At 64.8% G+C, this 19,146-nt stretch carries 17 protein-coding genes; 15 read left to right on the forward strand and 2 right to left on the reverse strand.

The features are described from left to right. The first annotated feature begins 80 nt into the window (after nucleotides 1–80). From arc to ASPHE3_RS09445, 15 genes are all read left to right on the forward strand, one after another. Entirely contained in the window at nucleotides 81–1,832 is a 1,752-nt protein-coding gene (arc, locus tag ASPHE3_RS09375) for a proteasome ATPase (protein ID WP_013600982.1), read from the forward strand. Next, nucleotides 1,829–3,502: a depupylase/deamidase Dop gene (dop, locus tag ASPHE3_RS09380; protein ID WP_013600983.1), complete on the forward strand. Its 1,674-nt coding sequence runs from the start codon at nucleotides 1,829–1,831 to the stop codon at nucleotides 3,500–3,502. Before arc ends, dop begins: the two co-directional genes overlap by 4 nt. A gap of 85 nt (nucleotides 3,503–3,587) precedes the next feature. Beyond that, a complete protein-coding gene (locus tag ASPHE3_RS09385) occupies nucleotides 3,588–3,791 on the forward strand; it encodes a ubiquitin-like protein Pup (protein ID WP_013600984.1) in 204 nt (67 codons plus the stop codon). A gap of 81 nt (nucleotides 3,792–3,872) precedes the next feature. Further along, nucleotides 3,873–4,691 (forward strand): proteasome subunit beta, encoded by an 819-nt coding sequence (gene prcB, locus ASPHE3_RS09390; protein ID WP_013600985.1) that lies wholly within the window; start codon nucleotides 3,873–3,875, stop codon nucleotides 4,689–4,691. 1 nt (nucleotide 4,692) lies between these two features. After that, a complete protein-coding gene (gene prcA / locus ASPHE3_RS09395) occupies nucleotides 4,693–5,403 on the forward strand; it encodes a proteasome subunit alpha (RefSeq protein ID WP_013600986.1) in 711 nt (236 codons plus the stop codon). 12 nt (nucleotides 5,404–5,415) lie between these two features. Beyond that, complete coding sequence (gene pafA, locus ASPHE3_RS09400) at nucleotides 5,416–6,780, forward strand: Pup--protein ligase (RefSeq protein ID WP_013600987.1); 1,365 nt, start codon at nucleotides 5,416–5,418, stop codon at nucleotides 6,778–6,780. 113 nt (nucleotides 6,781–6,893) lie between these two features. Beyond that, on the forward strand, nucleotides 6,894–7,823 hold the full coding sequence (locus ASPHE3_RS09405) for an FKBP-type peptidyl-prolyl cis-trans isomerase (RefSeq protein ID WP_013600988.1): 930 nt from the start codon (nucleotides 6,894–6,896) through the stop codon (nucleotides 7,821–7,823). Nucleotides 7,824–7,928: 105 nt separating this feature from the next. Further along, on the forward strand, nucleotides 7,929–8,324 hold the full coding sequence (locus tag ASPHE3_RS09410) for an FKBP-type peptidyl-prolyl cis-trans isomerase (RefSeq protein WP_013600989.1): 396 nt from the start codon (nucleotides 7,929–7,931) through the stop codon (nucleotides 8,322–8,324). 116 nt (nucleotides 8,325–8,440) lie between these two features. Next, nucleotides 8,441–10,435, forward strand: a complete 1,995-nt coding sequence (locus ASPHE3_RS09415; protein WP_013600990.1) for a helix-turn-helix transcriptional regulator — start codon at nucleotides 8,441–8,443, stop codon at nucleotides 10,433–10,435. A gap of 10 nt (nucleotides 10,436–10,445) precedes the next feature. After that, nucleotides 10,446–10,793 (forward strand): hypothetical protein, encoded by a 348-nt coding sequence (locus ASPHE3_RS09420; RefSeq protein WP_013600991.1) that lies wholly within the window; start codon nucleotides 10,446–10,448, stop codon nucleotides 10,791–10,793. Nucleotides 10,794–10,825: 32 nt separating this feature from the next. Beyond that, a complete protein-coding gene (gene tatA, locus ASPHE3_RS09425) occupies nucleotides 10,826–11,098 on the forward strand; it encodes a Sec-independent protein translocase subunit TatA (RefSeq protein WP_013600992.1) in 273 nt (90 codons plus the stop codon). 48 nt (nucleotides 11,099–11,146) lie between these two features. Then, a complete protein-coding gene (gene tatC / locus ASPHE3_RS09430; protein ID WP_013600993.1) occupies nucleotides 11,147–11,941 on the forward strand; it encodes a twin-arginine translocase subunit TatC in 795 nt (264 codons plus the stop codon). Nucleotides 11,942–11,961: 20 nt separating this feature from the next. Beyond that, nucleotides 11,962–14,895, forward strand: coding sequence for a DEAD/DEAH box helicase (locus tag ASPHE3_RS09435; RefSeq protein WP_013600994.1), 2,934 nt, complete (start codon nucleotides 11,962–11,964; stop codon nucleotides 14,893–14,895). Between the two features lie 92 nt (nucleotides 14,896–14,987). Further along, complete coding sequence (locus ASPHE3_RS09440) at nucleotides 14,988–16,634, forward strand: amidohydrolase (protein WP_013600995.1); 1,647 nt, start codon at nucleotides 14,988–14,990, stop codon at nucleotides 16,632–16,634. Between the two features lie 94 nt (nucleotides 16,635–16,728). Then, nucleotides 16,729–17,475, forward strand: coding sequence for a polyprenol monophosphomannose synthase (locus ASPHE3_RS09445; RefSeq protein ID WP_013600996.1), 747 nt, complete (start codon nucleotides 16,729–16,731; stop codon nucleotides 17,473–17,475). Between the two features lie 106 nt (nucleotides 17,476–17,581). On the opposite strand, the gene ASPHE3_RS09450 is transcribed toward ASPHE3_RS09445, so the two are convergent. Both ASPHE3_RS09450 and ASPHE3_RS09455 read right to left on the reverse strand, forming a co-directional pair. Next, a complete protein-coding gene (locus tag ASPHE3_RS09450) occupies nucleotides 17,582–17,929 on the reverse strand; it encodes an RNA polymerase-binding protein RbpA (RefSeq protein ID WP_013600997.1) in 348 nt (115 codons plus the stop codon). Nucleotides 17,930–18,167: 238 nt separating this feature from the next. Next, nucleotides 18,168–19,139, reverse strand: a complete 972-nt coding sequence (locus ASPHE3_RS09455; RefSeq protein WP_013600998.1) for an SPFH domain-containing protein — start codon at nucleotides 19,137–19,139, stop codon at nucleotides 18,168–18,170. Between the last annotated feature and the right edge of the window lie 7 nt (nucleotides 19,140–19,146).

Raw genomic sequence — 19,146 nt, forward strand, 5'->3', positions numbered from 1 at the left:
CACATTTCGGGAGTCTCCCTCCCTACCTGCCATCTTGGGGCTAATGTCTTAATAGAAGCGCAGGAAGGGGCTGATACATCATGGAGACACCAAACCAGGACTCCGGACGTACACCGGCAGAGCAGTCTGCCGCCAATGACCTCTCGGTTGCCGACCGCCAGGTCAACATCCTCCGGGACAAGCTCAGGCACATAGACCGCCAGTTGGCTGCGGCAACGCAGAACAACACCAAGCTGGTCAGCATGCTTGAAACTGCGAAGGCCGAGATCCTTCGGCTGAAAAACGCCTTGGACCAGGAAGGACAGCCGCCCTACAGCTTCGGCACCATTCTCCAGCTGAACCCGAGGCGCCAGCCCACACCCGGCAGCAGCGGCCAGGCGGCGACGGAAGAATCGGTGGACATCTTCAATGCCGGCCGGAAAATGCGGGTGGGCATCAGCCCCCTGGTCAATATCAACCAGCTGGCGGTGGGCCAGGAGGTACTCCTCAACGAAGCGCTCCTCATCGTGGCCGGCCTTGGCTACGAGCGGGCTGGTGAGCTGGCCACGCTGAAGGAGATGCTCGGCGCTGACCGCGCCCTCGTGGTGGGGCGCGCCGACGAAGAACGGGTTGTCCGGCTTTCCGGAGCGCTCCTCTCCGAGAAGCTGCGGGTGGGCGACGCCCTGTCCGTGGATTCGAGGACCGGCTACGCCCTCGAAAAAGTGCCTCGCTCCGAGGTGGAGAACCTGGTGCTGGAGGAAGTCCCGGACATCACCTATGAAGACATTGGCGGCCTCGGACCGCAGATCGAACAGATCCGTGACGCCGTGGAGCTCCCGTTCCTGCACCCGGACCTCTACCGGGAGCACGGGCTCAAGGCGCCCAAAGGCATCCTGCTCTACGGCCCTCCAGGGTGCGGAAAGACTCTCATCGCTAAAGCAGTGGCCAACTCACTCGCCGCGCGCGCCGCAGAGCGTTCCGGCAATGTGGACCTCAAGAGCTACTTCCTGAACATCAAGGGACCGGAGCTGCTGGACAAGTACGTCGGTGAAACCGAGCGCCACATCCGGCTGATCTTCTCCCGGGCACGCGAAAAGGCTTCCGACGGAAGCCCCGTGGTGGTGTTCTTCGACGAGATGGATTCGCTGTTCCGCACCCGCGGCACAGGCATCTCGTCCGACGTCGAAACCACCATAGTGCCCCAGCTCCTCAGCGAGATCGACGGCGTGGAGCGGCTGGACAACGTGATCGTGATCGGCGCGTCAAACCGCGAGGACATGATTGATCCGGCAATCCTGAGGCCCGGCCGGCTGGACGTCAAAGTCAAGATCCACCGCCCTGATGCAGAAGCAGCGGCCGACATCTTCAACAAGTACATCACCCCGGACCTGCCGTTCCACGAAACGGACCTCGCCGAGCACAACGGCGACGTCCAGGCCACGGTGGATGCGATGATCCAGCGGACGGTGGAAGCCATGTACTCCACGGACAAGTCCAATGAGTTCCTGGAAGTCACTTACGCCAACGGTGACACTGAAATGCTGTACTTCAAGGACTTCAACTCTGGTGCCGTGGTTCAGAACGTGGTGGACAGGGCCAAGAAGTACGCCATCAAGGACCTGCTGACCACCCACCAGAAGGGGTTGCGGATCGAACACCTCCTGCGTGCGGTGGTGGACGAATTCCGTGAACACGAGGACATGCCCAACACCACCAATCCCGATGACTGGGCCCGTATCTCCGGAAAGAAGGGCGAACGGATCACCTACATCCGCACCATCGTCCAGGGCAAGGCCGGCCAGGAGCCAGGCAAGTCCATCGAAACGATGCCCACCACGGGGCAGTATCTATGACGGCTGCATCGGAGCCTGCCGCCGGCGGAACACTGCCGGCCGGCGGGGCCATGCGGGTCATGGGGGCGGAAACCGAATATGGAATCCACGCCCCCTCCGCACCTTCAGCCAATGCCACCATGATGAGCGCCAGGGTGGTCCAGGCCTACGCGCAGGTGACACGCCAAAGGGCAGCCGGCGGAGCGGAGACCCGCTGGGACTATACAGACGAAGAGCCGCTGCATGACGCCCGCGGCTGGACCGTGGACCGGGCCGCCGCGCACCCCAGCCAGCTGACTGACCAGCCGCCGGTCCTGGATGCCGAGGCTGTCGCCCTGGCATACGGCCGCGAGGAACTGGAACTCGACGGACAGGACGAGTCCGGAACGCTGCTGATGAACATGGTCCTCGGCAACGGGGCGCGGTTATACGTGGACCACGCCCATCCCGAATATTCCAGCCCGGAAGTAACCAACCCCCGGGACGCCGTCAAATGGGATGCGGCCGGCGACCTGGTGGCGCTTGCGGCAGTGCGCCGACTGGCAGCAGATCCGGACCTTCCGCCCATAAACCTCTACAAGAACAACACGGACAACAAATCCGTGTCCTATGGCTCGCATGAGAACTACCTCATGCCCCGCTCCGTCCCCTTCGGCGACATCGTCCGGGGCCTGACGCCCTTCTTCGTCAGCCGCCAGGTGGTCTGCGGCACCGGCCGGGTGGGCATCGGCCAGGACAGCTCCACCCACGGTTACCAGATCAGCCAGCGGGCAGACTTCTTTGAGGCCGAAGTTGGACTGGAAACCACCATCCGCAGGCCTATCATCAACACCAGGGACGAGCCGCACGCGACGGCGGACAAGTACCGGCGCCTCCATGTCATCATCGGCGACGCCAACCTCAGCCAGGTCTCCAACTACCTGAAGTTTGGAACCACGGCCATGGTGCTCAGCCTCATCGAAGCGGGGCTGGCCCCCAAAGTCGAGGTGTATGAGCCGGTGGCCGCACTCCAGGCGGTGAGTCACGATACCTCCCTTACCGCCACCATGCGGCTGCTGGACGGCCGGCGGGTCACCGCACTCGACCTGCAATGGATGTACCACGAGGCCGCCGCCAAGCTGGCCCAGGACACCGGAGTCGGTGATGCCGTGGACGGCGACGGGCACACGCACGAGGTCCTGGAGCGCTGGGCCACCGTCCTCACGCAACTGGACAGCGACAGGGCCGCCGCTGCCTCGTCGGTTGAATGGCTGGCCAAACTCTCACTTCTTGAGGGCTACCGTGAACGTGACGGGCTGGAGTGGGGCGATGCCCGGCTGGGACTGGTGGACCTGCAGTGGGCGGACATCAGGCCCGAAAAAGGACTCTATTACCGGTTCCTCGCCAGGAACCGGATGCAACGAATCCTCGAGGACGCTGCCATTGCGTCAGCAGTCTCCGAACCGCCGCGTGACACACGCGCTTTCTTCCGGGGCAAGTGCATCAGCAGCTTCGGCAAGGACGTCGTCGGTGCCAGTTGGGACTCCGTCATCTTCGACGTGCCGGGCTATGGAAGGCTCCAGCGTGTGCCTACCCGGGAACCGCTTCGGGGAACCAAAGCCCTGACCGGAGCGTTGTTCGAACGCTACCGGGAAGCGGGCCCGTTCCTTGCGGAGCTGCTGGGACACAACAGCACTCCGCCTGCGGCGTAAACGCCCCCGGGAAGCCCACTCCGTGGCAGGATGGGCATATCGGAGGATCCGCCGGATCCGATGACGGATACAAGGAGGGGTAACAATGGCAGGCCAGGAGCAGCAGCAACCGCAATCGCGCGACAGCCAGGTCGAAGACGAGATTCCCGAGGCACCTCCCGCGCCGCCCGAGGCACAGGCCTCGGCGTCGACAGAAGGCGTGGACGATCTTCTTGATGAGATCGACGGCGTGCTCGAATCCAACGCCGAAGAGTTCGTCCGCGCGTTCGTCCAAAAGGGCGGTCAGTAACCCGGAGCCACGAGGTGGCCGAAGCCGCGGACGGCCGGAATCTGTACCGACGTTGAAGAACCACGTTCAAGGAGTGCATGAGTGCAGGAATCAACCGCCAACCAGGTAGCCGCCAACGCCACCTCATCATTTACTGAACACCTGCAGCGGGACCGGCCGGAGCTTCTGCCCTATAACCGGTCCCTGCAGGCAGGGGCGCCTGCCACCCCATTGCAGGTGCCGCATGCCACCACAATCGTGGCCATGAGCTATGAGGGCGGCGTGCTGATGGCGGGGGACCGGCGTGCCACCATGGGCAATGTCATCGCCAGCAGGCACATTGAAAAAGTCTTTCCGGCAGACCGATACTCGGTGCTCGGGATAGCGGGTACTGCCGGCATTGCCATAGACCTCACGCGGTTGTTCCAAGTGGAACTTGAGCATTACGAAAAAATCGAGGGCACGCTCCTCAGCCTTGAAGGCAAGGCCAACAGGCTCGGTGCGATGATCAGGGGGAACCTTCCGCTCGCACTGCAGGGACTGGCCGTGGTGCCGCTCTTCGCCGGCTTCGACACAAGCGCGGGCGTGGGCCGGCTCTTCTCCTACGACGTCACCGGCGGCCGGTACGAGGAGCATGAACACCACACCGTAGGGTCCGGATCCGTCTTTGCCCGCGGCGCCCTGAAAAAGCTCTGGCGTCCCAACCTCTCCGCGGCCGAGGCCATCGCCGTGGCTGTTGAATCCCTCTATGACGCCGCCGACGACGATTCAGCCACCGGCGGTCCGGATACTGTCCGCAAACTCTGGCCCATCATCTACACAGTTGACAGCTCCGGCGCGCGCCAGGTGCCCGGTAACGAACTGGAAGCGGTATCACGGAACGTCATAGAAGCCCGGACCAGCGCCGGACGGGAGGCCTGAGATGACACAGCAGTTCTATGTTTCACCTGAACAGCTGATGAAGGACCGCGCGGACTTCGCGCGGAAGGGCATAGCCCGCGGCAGGTCCGTCGTCGTGATCAGCTGCGAGGACGGGATCGCGCTGGTGGCCGAGAATCCCTCCCCGTCCCTGCATAAGATCGGCGAGATCTACGACAAGATCGCATTCGCCGCCGTCGGAAAATACAACGAGTTCGAAAGCCTCCGCCAGGCGGGGGTCCGGTACGCGGACGTTCGCGGCTACTCCTACGACCGCGAGGACGTCACCGCAAGGGGCCTGGCGAGTGTGTACGCCCAAAGCCTGGGGGCAGTGTTCACCGCCGAGCAGAAACCGTTCGAAGTGGAATTGGCCGTGGCTGAAGTGGGCCCCGCCCAGGCGGAGGACCACCTGTACCGGCTGACTTTCGACGGGTCCATCGCCGACGAGCACTCCTTTGTTGTCATGGGTGGCCAGGCTGACAAGGTCTCCTCGGTCATCGGGGAAGGCTGGCGCAGCTCGCTCAGCTTTGCGGAAGCCGTGCGCCTGGCCATGACCGGCCTGGTTCCGCCGGCCGAGGGGGAGGAACAGCCCAAGACGCTGCCGCCGGGTGCCCTGGAAGTGGCAGTCCTGGACAGGGACTCAGAGCGCACCCGCGGAACCAGGCGGGCCTTCCGCCGGCTCAACGACGCGGACATCACTGCACTGCTGGCCTAGGAGGACAGGAAGATGGACAAGAGAATCTTCGGCATCGAAACCGAATTCGGGATTTCGTATTCGAGCCCGGACTCGAGGCCTCTTGCTCCCGAGGAGGTGGCCCGTTACCTCTTCCGCAAGGTGGTCAGCTGGGGGCGCTCATCCAACGTCTTCCTGACCAACGGCTCCCGGCTCTACCTTGACGTGGGGTCGCACCCCGAATACGCGACGGCAGAATGCGACGACCTCGCGCAACTCATAGCCCACGACCGGGCCGGAGAGCTCATCCTGGATGACCTCGTGGACGAGGCACAGGCCCGGCTTGCGGCTGAGGGGTTCAACGGCACCGTGTACTTGTTCAAGAACAACACCGACTCCGCCGGGAACTCCTATGGCAGCCACGAGAACTACCTCATTCCCCGGCGCGGCGAGTTTTCCAGGCTGGCGGAGATCCTGATCCCGTTCCTGGTTACCCGCCAGCTGATTGCCGGTGCAGGCAAGATCCTCAAGACGCCGCACGGGGCAACCTACGCCTTTTCCCAGCGGGCGGATCACATCTGGGAGGGGGTGTCCTCGGCCACCACCAGGTCCCGCCCCATCATCAACACCCGGGACGAGCCGCACGCTGACGCTGAGTTCTACCGACGGCTCCACGTCATCGTGGGCGATTCGAACATGTCCGAAGCCACGGCCATGATGAAGATCGGAACCGTGGACCTGGTGCTTCGCATGATCGAGGCAGGCGTGATCATGCGGGACATGCGCATGGAGAACCCCATCCGCAGCATCCGCGAAATCTCCCACGACCTCAGCGGCCGTGCCTTGGTCCGCCTGGCCAACGGGCGCCAGCTCACGGCGCTGGAAATCCAGCAGGAATACCTGGGCAAGGTCACCTCTTTCGTGAAGGAGAACGGTGCCCACAACCCCCACGTGCCGCTGATCCTGGATCTCTGGGAACGTACGCTGAAGGCCATCGAAAGCGGCGACTCGCGGGGCATCGAGACTGAAATCGACTGGGCGATCAAGAAGAAGCTGATGGACAACTACCGTGAGCGCCATGGCCTTGGGCTGGATGCGCCGCGGATAGCGCAGCTCGACCTTACCTACCACGACATCTCCCGCAGCAGGGGCCTGTACTACCTGCTCCAGTCACGGGGTGCGGTGCGGCGCATCGTGGATGACACGGTCATCAAGGGCGCCGTGGACATGCCCCCGCAGACCACCCGGGCCAAGCTCCGCGGAGACTTCGTGAGGCGGGCACAGGAACTGGGCCGTGACTACACGGTGGACTGGGTACACCTGAAACTGAACGACCGGGCACATCAGACCATCCTGTGCAAAGATCCTTTCCGCAGCGTCGATGAGCGGGTTGATGCGCTCCTTGACTCTATGGGCTGACATCCAGCTTCAGGGGCTATTCTGGATAGGGCCCTTATCCGGGCCTGCCGCGATACCTGCCGCTGCCAAGGCGGAACATCGCATCCATCCTGCCCCGACGAAAGTTTTCTTACGTGCGCCGACTACTAGCAATCCTTCTTTCCGGTCTGCTGCTGCTGACCGCCTGCGGAGGTTCACCCGCAGAGCCGGAACCCACCAGCGTTTCCGCCGGGGAGACTGCAAAGTTCGACTCCCTCAAACTGACTGACAACGGGGACAAGAAGGCCCCGGGCGTGGAGTTCGCCAAGCCCCTGGAAGTGGCTGAACCCACCATCAAGGTGGTCACCGAGGGCAGTGGCGAGCCGGTCAAGGCGAACCAGGTCGCCAACATTTCGATCCTCGCCCTCAACGCCGCTGACGGCTCCACGCTTGAGGACACGTTCCCGAACGAACCCGAGCCCCTGGAGCTCAACGAGGAACTGAAGACCGGCAGCGAAGTAATCTACAACGCTTTCGTAGGCGCCAAGGTGGGCTCCAGCCTTGCACTGGCCGTTCCGGGACAGGCCGCAGCAGCTGGTGGCGAGGCACAGCCCACTCAGCTCCTGGTCATCAAGGTGCTGTCCGCTGAGGACGTGGCACCCGTACTTGAAAAGCCCGAGGGCGAGACCGTTACCCCGCCGGCCGGCCTTCCGAAGGTAACCGAAAACGCCGAGGGCGTACCCGAGATCAACGTCGAAGGCGTAGCCGCCCCCACGGCCCTCGTTTCCCAGGACCTCATCAAGGGGAACGGCGCCACCGTTAAGGAATCCGACACCCTGACCGTGAACTATGTGGGTGTCACCCTGGCAGGCGGCACCAAGTTCGACTCCAGCTTTGACCGGGGTGAACCGGCGAGCTTCCCGCTCACCGGCGTCATCAAGGGCTGGACCCAGGGCCTCGCCGGCAAGACGGTTGGCTCACGGGTCCTGCTGGTCATTCCCAAGGACCTTGCCTACGGCGACGCCGGGCAGGGCGAGGCCAAGGGCGACCTTGTCTTCGTAGTGGACATCCTCGGCGCGAAGTAGGAAGACTTGCAGTCAGGCCGCGGCCGTCCCGCCGCGGCACCGTGACCGGCAACACGGGCACGGGCAACACAGGCACGAGCAACACAGACATCAAAAGGAGCAACCATGTCATTTGGTCAGCGTGACTTCGACCGCCAGAAGCCCGAGATCGACTTCCCCGAGGGCGATGTGCCCACGGAACTGGTCATTACCGACCTCATTGAGGGCGACGGCCGTGAAGCCAAGCCCGGCGACACCGTATCCACCCACTACGTGGGCGTGGCCTGGTCCACCGGCGAAGAGTTTGACGCGTCGTGGGGCCGCGGCGCACCGCTGGACTTCCGGGTCGGCGTGGGCCAGGTCATCCAGGGCTGGGACCAGGGCCTGCTGGGCATGAAAGTCGGCGGCCGCCGCCGCCTGGAAATCCCCTCGGAGCTGGCCTACGGCTCACGCGGAGCAGGCGGAGCCATCAAGCCGAACGAAGCCCTGATCTTCGTGGTGGACCTCGTCGGCGTCCGCTGACAACAGCAGCCTGGCAGCACCAGCCAGTCCGGAAGCGCGGCAGCGCCTGGAACCAAAAGGTTCCGGTGCTGCCGCGCTTCCTGCGTTCGGCGGCGGAGTTTAGTAACGTAACGAGGGTGTCCGCATCCCGTACAGAACGTCTCCTCAACCTGCTGATCGCCCTGCTTAACACCAGGTACGGCCTGCGCCGCAGCGAACTGCGGGAAACCATTTACCGCGACACCGCCGCTAGTGAAGCATCCTTTGGCCGGATGTTTGAGCGGGACAAGAGCGACCTGCGGAAGTTCGGCTTCGAGGTCGAAACGCTCACAGACATGGGCTGGAGCGAGGACGACCCCGCCACCACCCGCTACCGGATCGGCAAGGAGTCCAACCGGCTGCCGGACGTCCAGCTGGGCCCCGAGGAATGGACAGTCCTCCTTTTGGCATCCCAGCTCTGGGAGAGGGCGGCCTTGGGCACCGCCGCGCAAAGTGCCCTGCGAAAGCTGCAGGCGTCCGGAACGATGGCCGACGTCAGGCTCCCGGACGGTGTCCAACCCAGGATCAAACCTGCCGGCCAGGCCTTCGACGACCTCGTTGCGGCCATGCACGCCAAGCACCCCGTCACGTTCACCTACCTTGCCGGCAGCACCGGCACGGAGGAATTGCGGACCGTTGAGCCGTGGGGTTTGGGCAGCCGGTTCGGACACTGGTACCTGGCAGGATACGACCGCGCCCGCAACGCTCCGCGCCATTTTCGCCTGTCGCGCTTCACCAGCGCAGTGTCGACGCTGGAGCGTGAACATTTCACCCCTCCGCAGGACTTTAACATCCGGCAGGAGCTGGAACGCCTCCCCGAACTGCCGCTCCGCACCGCCGTCGTCGATGTCCGGGAAGGTCGCCTCCTGGCGCTGCGGCGCCGCGCAGCGCCTCATGGCAACGCGGCCGGTGACGGTATGCCCGGCACGCCGGCTGCGGGTTATGAACGGCTCCGCGTCCAGTACAGGGACCCGGAAGCCCTGGCTGAAGAGCTCGCCTCATACGGACCGGAGGCCTTGGCAATTGCCCCGGCCGAACTTGTTGACGCTGTCCGCCGCAGGCTGCGGGCCGCCGCGGACTTCAGCGCCGCACCTGTCCCGGACTTCCACTTTGCCGATGTTCCCACGCGGCCGGCCCGTGCGCGGACCTCCGAAGACCAGCTCAAGCGCATGCTGCAGCTGGTGCCCTTCCTGGTGCACAACCAGGGCCTGCACATCCAGGACGTGGCGGACCAGTTCGGGATCAGCAGGCGGGAACTGGAGGATGATCTTCAGATTCTGATCTGCTCCGGGCTTCCGGAGGGCTACCCGGATGACCTGCTGGATATCCAGTGGGAGGACGACCACGTCTACATCACCCAGGACCTGGACCTGACCAAACCAGTCCGTTTCACCGTGGAGGAGGCGTGTGCCCTCCTGACCGGGCTGGAAACGCTCAACAGCCTCCCGGAGGTTGCCGGGGGAGGTGCCCTGGAATCCGTGACGCTGAAGCTCCTTGCAGCAGCCGGCGAGGAAGGGCTCCGCGCGGCCTCACTGGCAGCGCCCGAGGTGGCGCCGGCGGATGCCGCCACGCACGCTACCTTGCGGGACGCCGTCGAATCGCGCTCCCAGCTTCGCCTGTCCTACCTTTCCCCGCAGCGCGACAGCATCACCGTACGGGATGTGGACCCCCTGCGGCTCTATTCCCTGGACAACACCTGGTACCTCGAGGCTTACTGCCATTCAGTGGAAGGACTACGGAACTTCCGCCTGGACCGGATCCAGGAAGTACACCCCAACGGCCTTCCGGTTCCGGAAGGGACCACCCCCGCACAGGGCGTGCCTGCCAAACTCTTCACCGCCGGGGACGACGACGCCGTGGTCACCGTCCAGCTCACCCGCCAGGGCAGGGGGCTCGCCGATGATTACTATGCTGAGCGCACGGCAGGGCTCGACGACGGCGGGCTGGTTGCCGAAATCAGGTTCAGCAACACCGACTGGCTGCCCATGTTTGTGGCCCAGCACGGCGGTGCAGTCCGCATCCTGGCACCCACGGAACTGGCTGGAGCCTCCCGGGAGTGGCTGGCGGCAGCCCTGGCCAGGTACGGAGGCTAGACTTCTCAGCATGCCTTGGTGGTCATGGATCCTGATATGGGTCGCACTTGTTTCTCTTGCCCTGCTCTTCTATCTCCTGCTGGGCATCCGGCTGTTCCGCCAGTTCATGGCGACCGTGAAGGATTTGGGCGAGGCCGGTGAAAAACTGGGGCGGTTGGGTCCACTGGACGCACCCGAAGATCCTGCAGATCCCGCCAGGCCCGTCCCGGGCTCGGCAGTTTTTGCCTCGCCGTCGGTCATGCGACATGATTACGAGGCATCCAAGTCATCCCGACGGGAAGAACGCCGCCTCCGGCGAGTGCAGCGCAAAACGGACCGGGGCCAGCCGCAGGCGCTCGGCGATCTTGACTTCACATAGAAGTAAAATGTAGTAAGACGAAAGGAATTCCCATGGGAAGACTCTTTGATGGCCCCTGGCCCATCGTAATCATCATTGTTGTTGCATTGCTGCTCTTTGCCGCGCCCAAGCTTCCGGCCATGGCACGCAGCCTTGGCCAGTCCATGCGGATCATCAAGTCCGAGGTCAAGGAAATGAAGAACGACGGCAAGAACGAACCCACCGACGCTTCGGGGCCGGTGGAAGGCACCATCGTGAACCACCCCAAGGCGAAGCCCGGTGAGCCGACAGACGGCACTGACGTTCCGCCGTCGAACCGCGCCTGACCCCCAGTGGCACTGTCGCGGGCCCGTAAAGCCAACCCAGAGGGGCGGATGGCTCTTTGGGACCACCTCAAAGAGCTGAAAAACCGGCTGATCAAGTCGGCTGTCGGCGTCGTCATTGGCGGCATTGGAGGCTGGATACTTTACGATCCGCTGCTGAAGGCGCTGGCCGATCCGGTCAACCGCATCTCGCAGCAAACGGGCGGGCTTTCGGCGATCAACTTCGGGACCATCGCGTCCCCGTTCGACTTCAAGCTCCAGATGTCCCTGCTCATTGGCGTGGTCATCTCGAGCCCCATCTGGATCTACCAGCTCTGGGCGTTCATCACTCCCGGGCTTACCTCCAAGGAACGCCGGTACACCTTGGGGTACATGGCCGCGGCCGTCCCGCTGTTCCTTGCCGGGATCTGGGCCGGCTGGCTGGTGGTCCCGCAGGTGGTCCGCGCCCTGACGCAATTCACCCCTGACGGCTCCTCAAGCGTCATTGACGCAAGGACCTACATCGAGTTCGTCACCCGGATGGTCCTGGTGCTGGGCATTGCCTTCCTGGTCCCGGTGGTCCTCGTAGGCATCAACATGGCCGGCGTCATCTCCGGCCAGACCATCCTGAAAGCATGGCGGATCACGGTGTTCCTGGTGTTCGTCCTGGCCGCCATTGCAGCTCCGGGAGCGGACGCCATTTCGATGTTCATGCTGGCCGGCCCGCTGCTGGTGCTGTTCTTCGCTGCAATCGGGATCTGCCTCATGAATGACAAGCGCCGGGAACGCCGCCAGGCCAAGCGCATGGCCGAAACCGAGGCGTCCGCTGACATCGCCACCCCGGGCAGTGAGCTGAAGAACCTGTAAGCGCCCGTTAGGCTTGGGGTATGTCCTCCAACACCGGGCCTACTTCCGCCGGACCGTCCGCGGCCGGCTCCCAAAACTTCGAAGAACTCTCACCGGCCGAGCGGTACCGTGCCAGTGCCGAACGCAGGGCGGAAGCAGCCACCTACCTGGGCGCCTTCATCCGGACCCTCGACTTCGAGCTCGACGACTTCCAGCGGCAGTCCTGCCGTTCCCTGCAGGAGGGCAGGGGCGTGCTGGTGGCGGCGCCCACCGGGGCAGGCAAAACCATCGTGGGTGAGTTTGCCATCTACCTCGCCCTGCAGCGGGGCCTGAAGGCCTTCTACACCACACCCATCAAGGCCCTCAGCAACCAGAAGTTCACCGAACTCTCCGAGAAGTACGGTGCGGACAAAGTAGGCCTGCTCACCGGCGACACAAGCATCAACGGTGACGCGCCCGTCGTCGTGATGACCACCGAAGTCCTCCGGAACATGCTGTACGCGGACTCCGCGACCCTGGACGATCTGGGCTACGTGGTCATGGACGAGGTCCACTATCTGGCCGACCGCTTCCGCGGCGCAGTCTGGGAGGAAGTCATCATCCACCTGCCCAGTGAGGTGCAGGTGGTCTCGCTCAGCGCCACCGTCTCCAACGCCGAGGAGTTCGGCGCGTGGCTGGACACCGTCCGCGGCGACACGGACATCATTGTCTCCGAGCACCGGCCGGTGCCCCTCTGGCAGCACGTGATGGTGGGGCGGCAGATCATGGATCTGTTCGCCGGTGAAACCACCTTCGACGAAATCGCCCCTCCTGTAGAGGAGGGTGAGACGCAACCGGTCTCGTCCGCGGAGAGCTCCAAGGGACGCGGCTTCGAGGTCAATCCCGACCTCCTGGCAGTGGCGCGCAGTGAAAGCCAGCAAAGCTTCCGCGGGCGTCCGGGCGGACCTGGCGGACGGGGCCAGCGCAGCAGGCGCGGCAATGACCGCCCCGGCCGCCTCGGCGACGACCGGGGGATCCGTCCGGCCAGCCGGCCACAGGTCATTGCGAGCCTGGACCGCATGGACCTGCTGCCCGCCATCACCTTCATCTTTTCCCGGGCGGGCTGTGACGCTGCGGTTGCGCAGTGCGTGGGATCCGGGCTGTGGCTCACCACGGAGAAGGAGCAGCGCATCATCGCCCAGCGCGTGGACGAAGCCGGGCACGACATTCCGCCGGACGACCTGGACGTCCTGGGGTTCTGGACTTGGCGGGACGGACTGATCCGAGGCTTTGCGGCACATCACGCCGGCATGCTGCCCACCTTCAAGGAAGTGGTGGAAAAGCTCTTCGCAGACGGCCTGGTCAAGGCGGTTTTTGCCACGGAGACCCTGGCGCTCGGGGTCAATATGCCGGCCCGGTCGGTGGTGCTGGAGAAGCTGGACAAGTTCAACGGTGAAGCCCACGTGGACATCACGGCAGGGGAGTACACCCAGCTGACGGGACGCGCCGGCCGCCGCGGGATCGACGTCGAAGGCCACGCCGTGGTGCTCTGGCAGCCGGGCACGGACCCGACGGCGGTGGCAGGCCTGGCCTCCAGGCGCACCTACCCGTTGAACTCGAGCTTCCGGCCCACGTACAACATGAGCATCAACCTCCTGGCCCAGTTCGGCCGGGCCAGGGCGCGCGAGATCCTTGAATCATCCTTTGCCCAGTTCCAGGCGGACCGTTCCGTGGTGGGGCTCGCCAGGCAGGTGCGCAGCCGGGAAGAGTCGCTGGCCGGGTACGCCAAGTCGATGACGTGCCACCTTGGTGACTTCACCGAGTACGCACGGCTGAGGCGGGAGCTCTCCGACGCGGAAAATGCCACGTCCAAGACCAGGTCCCGTGCGCGCAAGTCCCTGAACGACGATTCACTGGCGCGGCTTCTCCCAGGAGACGTGGTGGACGTCCCCGGCGGCCGCGCGCCGGGCCCTGCGATCGTCCTCAGCTCTGACCACAGCAGCCGTGAGCCGCGGCCTGCCGTCCTCACCCTGGACAACCAGCTGCGGAGGATCGGAACGGATGACCTGGAAGGCCCCATTGCGCCCGTAACGCGTATCCGCATTCCCAAGTCCTTCAACGCAAAGGTCCCCAAGTCCCGGCGCGACCTCGCCTCGTCGGCACGGAACGCGCTGCGGGAAAACCGGCCGCCCGCCCCCGGGAACAACCGCAACCATGACTTCGGCCTCGCCACCACCCTGCCGAACCAGGAGAAGCGCATCGCGGACCTGCGCCGTGCCCTCCGTGCACACCCCTGCCACGGGTGCAGTGAACGGGAGGACCATGCTCGCTGGTCTGAGCGCTGGTGGAAGCTGCGGCGCGAGACGGACGGACTGGTCCGGCAGATCCAGGGGCGTACGAATACGATCGCCAAGACCTTCGACCGGGTGTGCGATGTCCTGTCCGCCTACGGTTACCTGGAACCGGCGGCAGACGGCCGCCTGTCCATCAGTCCTGACGGGCAGCGGCTTCGCCGGATCTACGGTGAAAAAGACCTGCTGATCTCCCAGTCGTTGCGGCTGGGCGCGTTTGATGACCTCGATGCTGCCGAAGTTGCGGCGCTGGCCAGCGTGCTGGTGTACCAGGCCAAACGTGAGGACCGCGGGCTGCGTCCCAGGATGCCCAGTGTTTCCCTGGAAACGTCGGTGGATATCGTCGTCCGCGAGTGGTCCGCCCTGGAGGACGTGGAGGAGGAAAACAAGCTTCCGCTGACCGGCGAACCTGAGCTGGGGCTCATCTGGCCTGTCTACAAGTGGGCACGCGGCCGCCACCTCCAGGATGTCCTCAGCGGCACGGACCTGGCTGCCGGAGACTTCGTGCGCTGGGTGAAGCAGGTGGTGGACCTGCTGGACCAGCTCGCAAAGATTCCCGGACTTGATCCCCGCCTGGCCAGGCTCTGCACCGAGGCCATCAAGCTGATCCGCCGTGGTGTCGTGGCTTATTCCTCGGTCCTCTAGGTTTCCCGCCCCGCAGGTTTCCCTGCCCCTCTGTTACGCCTTGCCGGCCGTGCCCCGGCCGCCCGCCCCCAACGCCAGGAGCATTGCCCCGTATGTCCGAGTCTGAACCGCTGCCCGCCGCCCGCCCCACCCCAATCCTTTACCGCAACGGCTCGGTCTACACAGCCGCAGATCCGTTTGCCACCGCCATGCTGGTGGACGGCGACACCGTCGCGTGGGTGGGATCCGAGCAGGCGGCCTCGTCCATCGCTGACAGCTCGATGGAGATCATCGATCTTCGGGGAGCCCTGGTGGCACCAGGATTCGTGGACTCGCACCTGCACCTGACGGAAACGGGCATCGCCCTGGATTCCCTCCAGCTGGCAGGGATCCGGTCGGCGAGGGAACTGCTCGACGCTGTGGCAGCAGTTCCCGGCAGCGGTCCGGTCCTGGGCCATGGCTGGGATGAAACCACCTGGGCTGATGGCACCCTGCCCACAGCCGGTGAACTGGAGCGGGCTTCGGCCGGGCGGCCGGTGTACCTGGCAAGGGTGGACGTGCATTCGGCGTTGGTTTCCGAGTCCCTGGCTGGTGCGGCAGGGGTCCGCGGGTTGGACGGGTACGACGGCGGCGCCACGGTCCGGCGGGCTGCGCACACGGCTGCGCGGCAGGCAACGCGCCGGCTTCCGGACGAAGCATTGCGGCGCCACCAAGCACGTGCACTGTCCGAAGCTGCCGCGAACGGCTACGTGGCAGTGGCGGAGATGGGGGCGCCCCATATTGGCGGCCTTGAGGACCTGCGGCTGGCGGCAGGATGGAACAGCAGCCCGGGAGGTGTGCCCGAAGTTCTTCCCTACTGGGGTGAATTGGCAACCTCTGAAGACCATGCCCGCAGCATCCTTGAGCAGCTTGGGTCCGGCGTGCGGGGCCTTGCCGGCGACCTGAACATCGATGGCTCGGTGGGATCCCGGACCGCTGCCCTGCGCGCCGCATACACGGACTCGCCCGGCGAGCAGGGAAGCCTGTACCTCAGCGTGGAAGAGGCCGCGGCGCACCTGGCCGCGTGTTCCCTTGCCGGTGTCCAAGGCGGGTTCCACGTCATTGGCGACGCTGGGCTCGATGCCGCCCTGCAGGCCTTGGAGCGTGCGGCCGCGGAAGTGGGGGAGCAGCGGGTCCGCGCCGCAGGCCACCGCTTTGAGCATGTGGAGATGCTGGATGCGGCGGCGGTGGAAACTCTGGCCCGCTACTCGGTAACCGTCAGTGCCCAGCCTGCATTCGATGCTGCCTGGGGTGGACCGGGAGGCCTCTATGAGCAAAGGCTGGGGGAACGCAGCAGTTCCATGAACCCGTTCGCCACCCTTTACTCAGCCGGTGTGCCCGTTTGCTTCGGCAGTGACAGCCCGGTGACCCCCTTGCGTCCATGGTCAAGCGTCAGGGCGTGCGTGGAACACCACAACCAGGACCAGCGGATTTCCGCCCGGGCGGCTTTCCTGGGCCACACCCGTGCCGGCTGGCGTGCCGCCAGGTACCCCAACCCCATGGCGGGGCAGCTTGTGCCGGGCGCCCCTGCCAGTTTTGCCGTTTGGGAGGTCGAAGAACTGATGGTCCAAGTGGCGGACGGCCGGGTCCAGTCCTGGAGCACCGACCCCAGGGCCCGGACGCCGCTGCTGCCGGCACTGGACACGGGTGCCGATCCGGTGTGCCTCCAGACCGTCCGGGACGGGAGCGAACTTTACGCAAGCCCCGCCCTTCGGTCCTGACAAAGTCCCCGCCACCCTATAATGGGTAGTTGCGCCCGCCGCCGATCCGTTCACGGCCGGGCACAATGACCGTTTCCCCCAGGAAAGGCCCCCTGTGCGCGTCCTCACCATCATTCCCACCTACAACGAACTGGAATCGCTGCCCAGGACCCTTCAGCGGCTTCGCGCGGCAGTCCCGGCGTCGGACGTTCTGGTGGTGGACGACAACAGCCCTGACGGCACCGGCCAGCTTGCGGACCGTTTTGCTGCAGACGATGCCCAGGTCCACGTACTGCACCGCAAGGGCAAGGAAGGGCTGGGAGCAGCCTACATCGCCGGATTCCGGTGGGGCCTGGACGCCGGCTACGACATCCTGGTTGAGATGGACGCGGACGGTTCCCACCAGCCCGAGCAGCTTCCCCAACTCCTGGAAGCCGTTGAACAGGGCGCTGACCTGGCCATGGGCTCCCGCTGGGTTCCCGGCGGCAAGGTGGTCAACTGGCCCCTGTACCGCCAGGCGATCTCCCGGGTGGGAAGCACGTACGCGCGCCTCATGCTCGGCCTGAAGATCAAGGACGTCACCGGCGGCTACCGCGCCTTCCGCAGGACCACGCTCGAAAAGCTCAACCTGGACCAGGTGGATTCCGTTGGCTACGGTTTCCAGGTTGACCTCGCCTTCCGGGTGGCCCGGATGGGGCTGCGCATCGAGGAACGGCCCATCACCTTCGTGGAGCGCGAACTCGGTGCCTCAAAGATGAGCGGCAACATCGTGGTGGAAGCAATGGTCAACGTCACCAAGTGGGGCCTGCAAGCACGCTGGAACACGTTGATGCGCAAGGCGCCGCGCGGGAAGGCGCAGTAGCTGCCACCGGCTACGAACTGGAACACAAAGAGGGGCTCCCTGCACGAACCGTGCAGGGAGCCCCTCTTTTCTTAGCCTGGACGCGAGGTCCTGCGGCCGTTGTTTCTTAGGCGGAGCGGCGTTCTCCGCGGCGTTCGCGCAGGATGGTCAGCCGGTCCTCAAGGATCTGCTCCAGTTCCGGCAGTGAGCGGCGTTCCAGGAGCATGTCCCAGTGGGTGCGGACCGCTTTGTCGTTGCTGGTGTCAGGGCGTTCGCCGTCAACCAGGAGGGCTTCCTTGCCGGTCTTGGAAACCCAGACCGGGGGAATTTCCGCTTCGGAGGAGAAAGTGACGAAGACCTGTTCGCCGTCCTCGCACCGGTACTCGACGCGCTGGCGCGGAGCCGGCTCGACTCCGGACTCTGTCTCCATGCTCTGCGCGCCAAGGCGCATGCCCCGCAGGCTGCGATCGCTCATGATTTCTCCCTCTGGTCGGTTCGCGGTGGACAACACCGCGTTAGCCGAGGCACCGAAGCGCCGCCGGACTAGTCTGTGCTCTGTGCTGCATCTTTAGATTCAACGCATCGCGAAGCCTTGTTGTTCCAGCGGATCTGCTCCTGCCGGACAAATACACAATTATACCGGGGTCCGGCGTCAACAGCCAAAAGGAGGGATCCGCTGCAACACGGGTCCCTCCTTTTGGCCCACTGGACGGCTATTCAGCCGGGCCGGCAGCCCGGACAGGCCGCGGCTCGGACGGTTCCGCTCCGGCTTCATCAAAGAGGCCCTTGCCGGTTTCCGGGTTGGTCCCGCCCAAGGCACTGCCGATTCCCTTGAGCGCCTCGCCCACCTCGCTGGGGATGATCCACAGCTTGTTGGATGAACCCTCCGCGAGCTTGGGCAGCGTCTGCAGGTACTGGTAGGCCAGCAGCTTCTGGTCCGGGTTCCCGCGGTGGATGGCGTCAAAGACCTTTTGGATGGCCTGGGCCTCGCCGTCGGCACGGAGGATGGCTGCCTTGGCGTCGCCTTCAGCCGCGAGGATGGAGGCCTGCCGCTGTCCTTCAGCCGTGAGGATGGCGGACTGCTTGGTTCCCTCCGCGGTGAGGATGGCCGCCCGGCGGTCACGCTCCGCCCGCATCTGCTTTTCCATCGAATCCTGGATGGAGTGCGGCGGATCGATGGCTTTGAGCTCCACGCGGGAAACGCGGATGCCCCAGCGGCCGGTGGCCTCGTCCAGGACGCCGCGGAGCTGGCCGTTGATCTGGTCGCGGGAGGTCAGTGCCTCCTCCAGGTTCAGGCCGCCCACCACGTTGCGAAGCGTGGTGGTTGTCAGCTGCTCGACGGCCTGGATGTAGTTGGCGATCTCATACGTTGCGGCGCGCGGGTCCGTGACCTGGAAGTAGACCACGGTGTCGATGGAGACCACCAGGTTGTCCTCGGTGATGACCGGTTGCGGCGGGAAGGACACAACCTGCTCACGGAGGTCAAGCAACGGCAGCAGCCGGTCCACGAAAGGAATCAGGATGGTCAGTCCCGGATTGAGCGTGCGCTGGTACTTGCCCAGCCGTTCCACCACTCCTGCCCGCGCCTGCGGAATGATCCTCACTGCCCGCACCAGGACGATAATCACAAACACGATCAGGACCACCAGCACAATGGCCAGTGCGGTTCCTCCTGCGTTATCCATACATCTC

It is taken from the genome of Pseudarthrobacter phenanthrenivorans Sphe3 (assembly GCF_000189535.1).
Classification (GTDB): Bacteria; Actinomycetota; Actinomycetes; order Actinomycetales; family Micrococcaceae; genus Arthrobacter; species Arthrobacter phenanthrenivorans.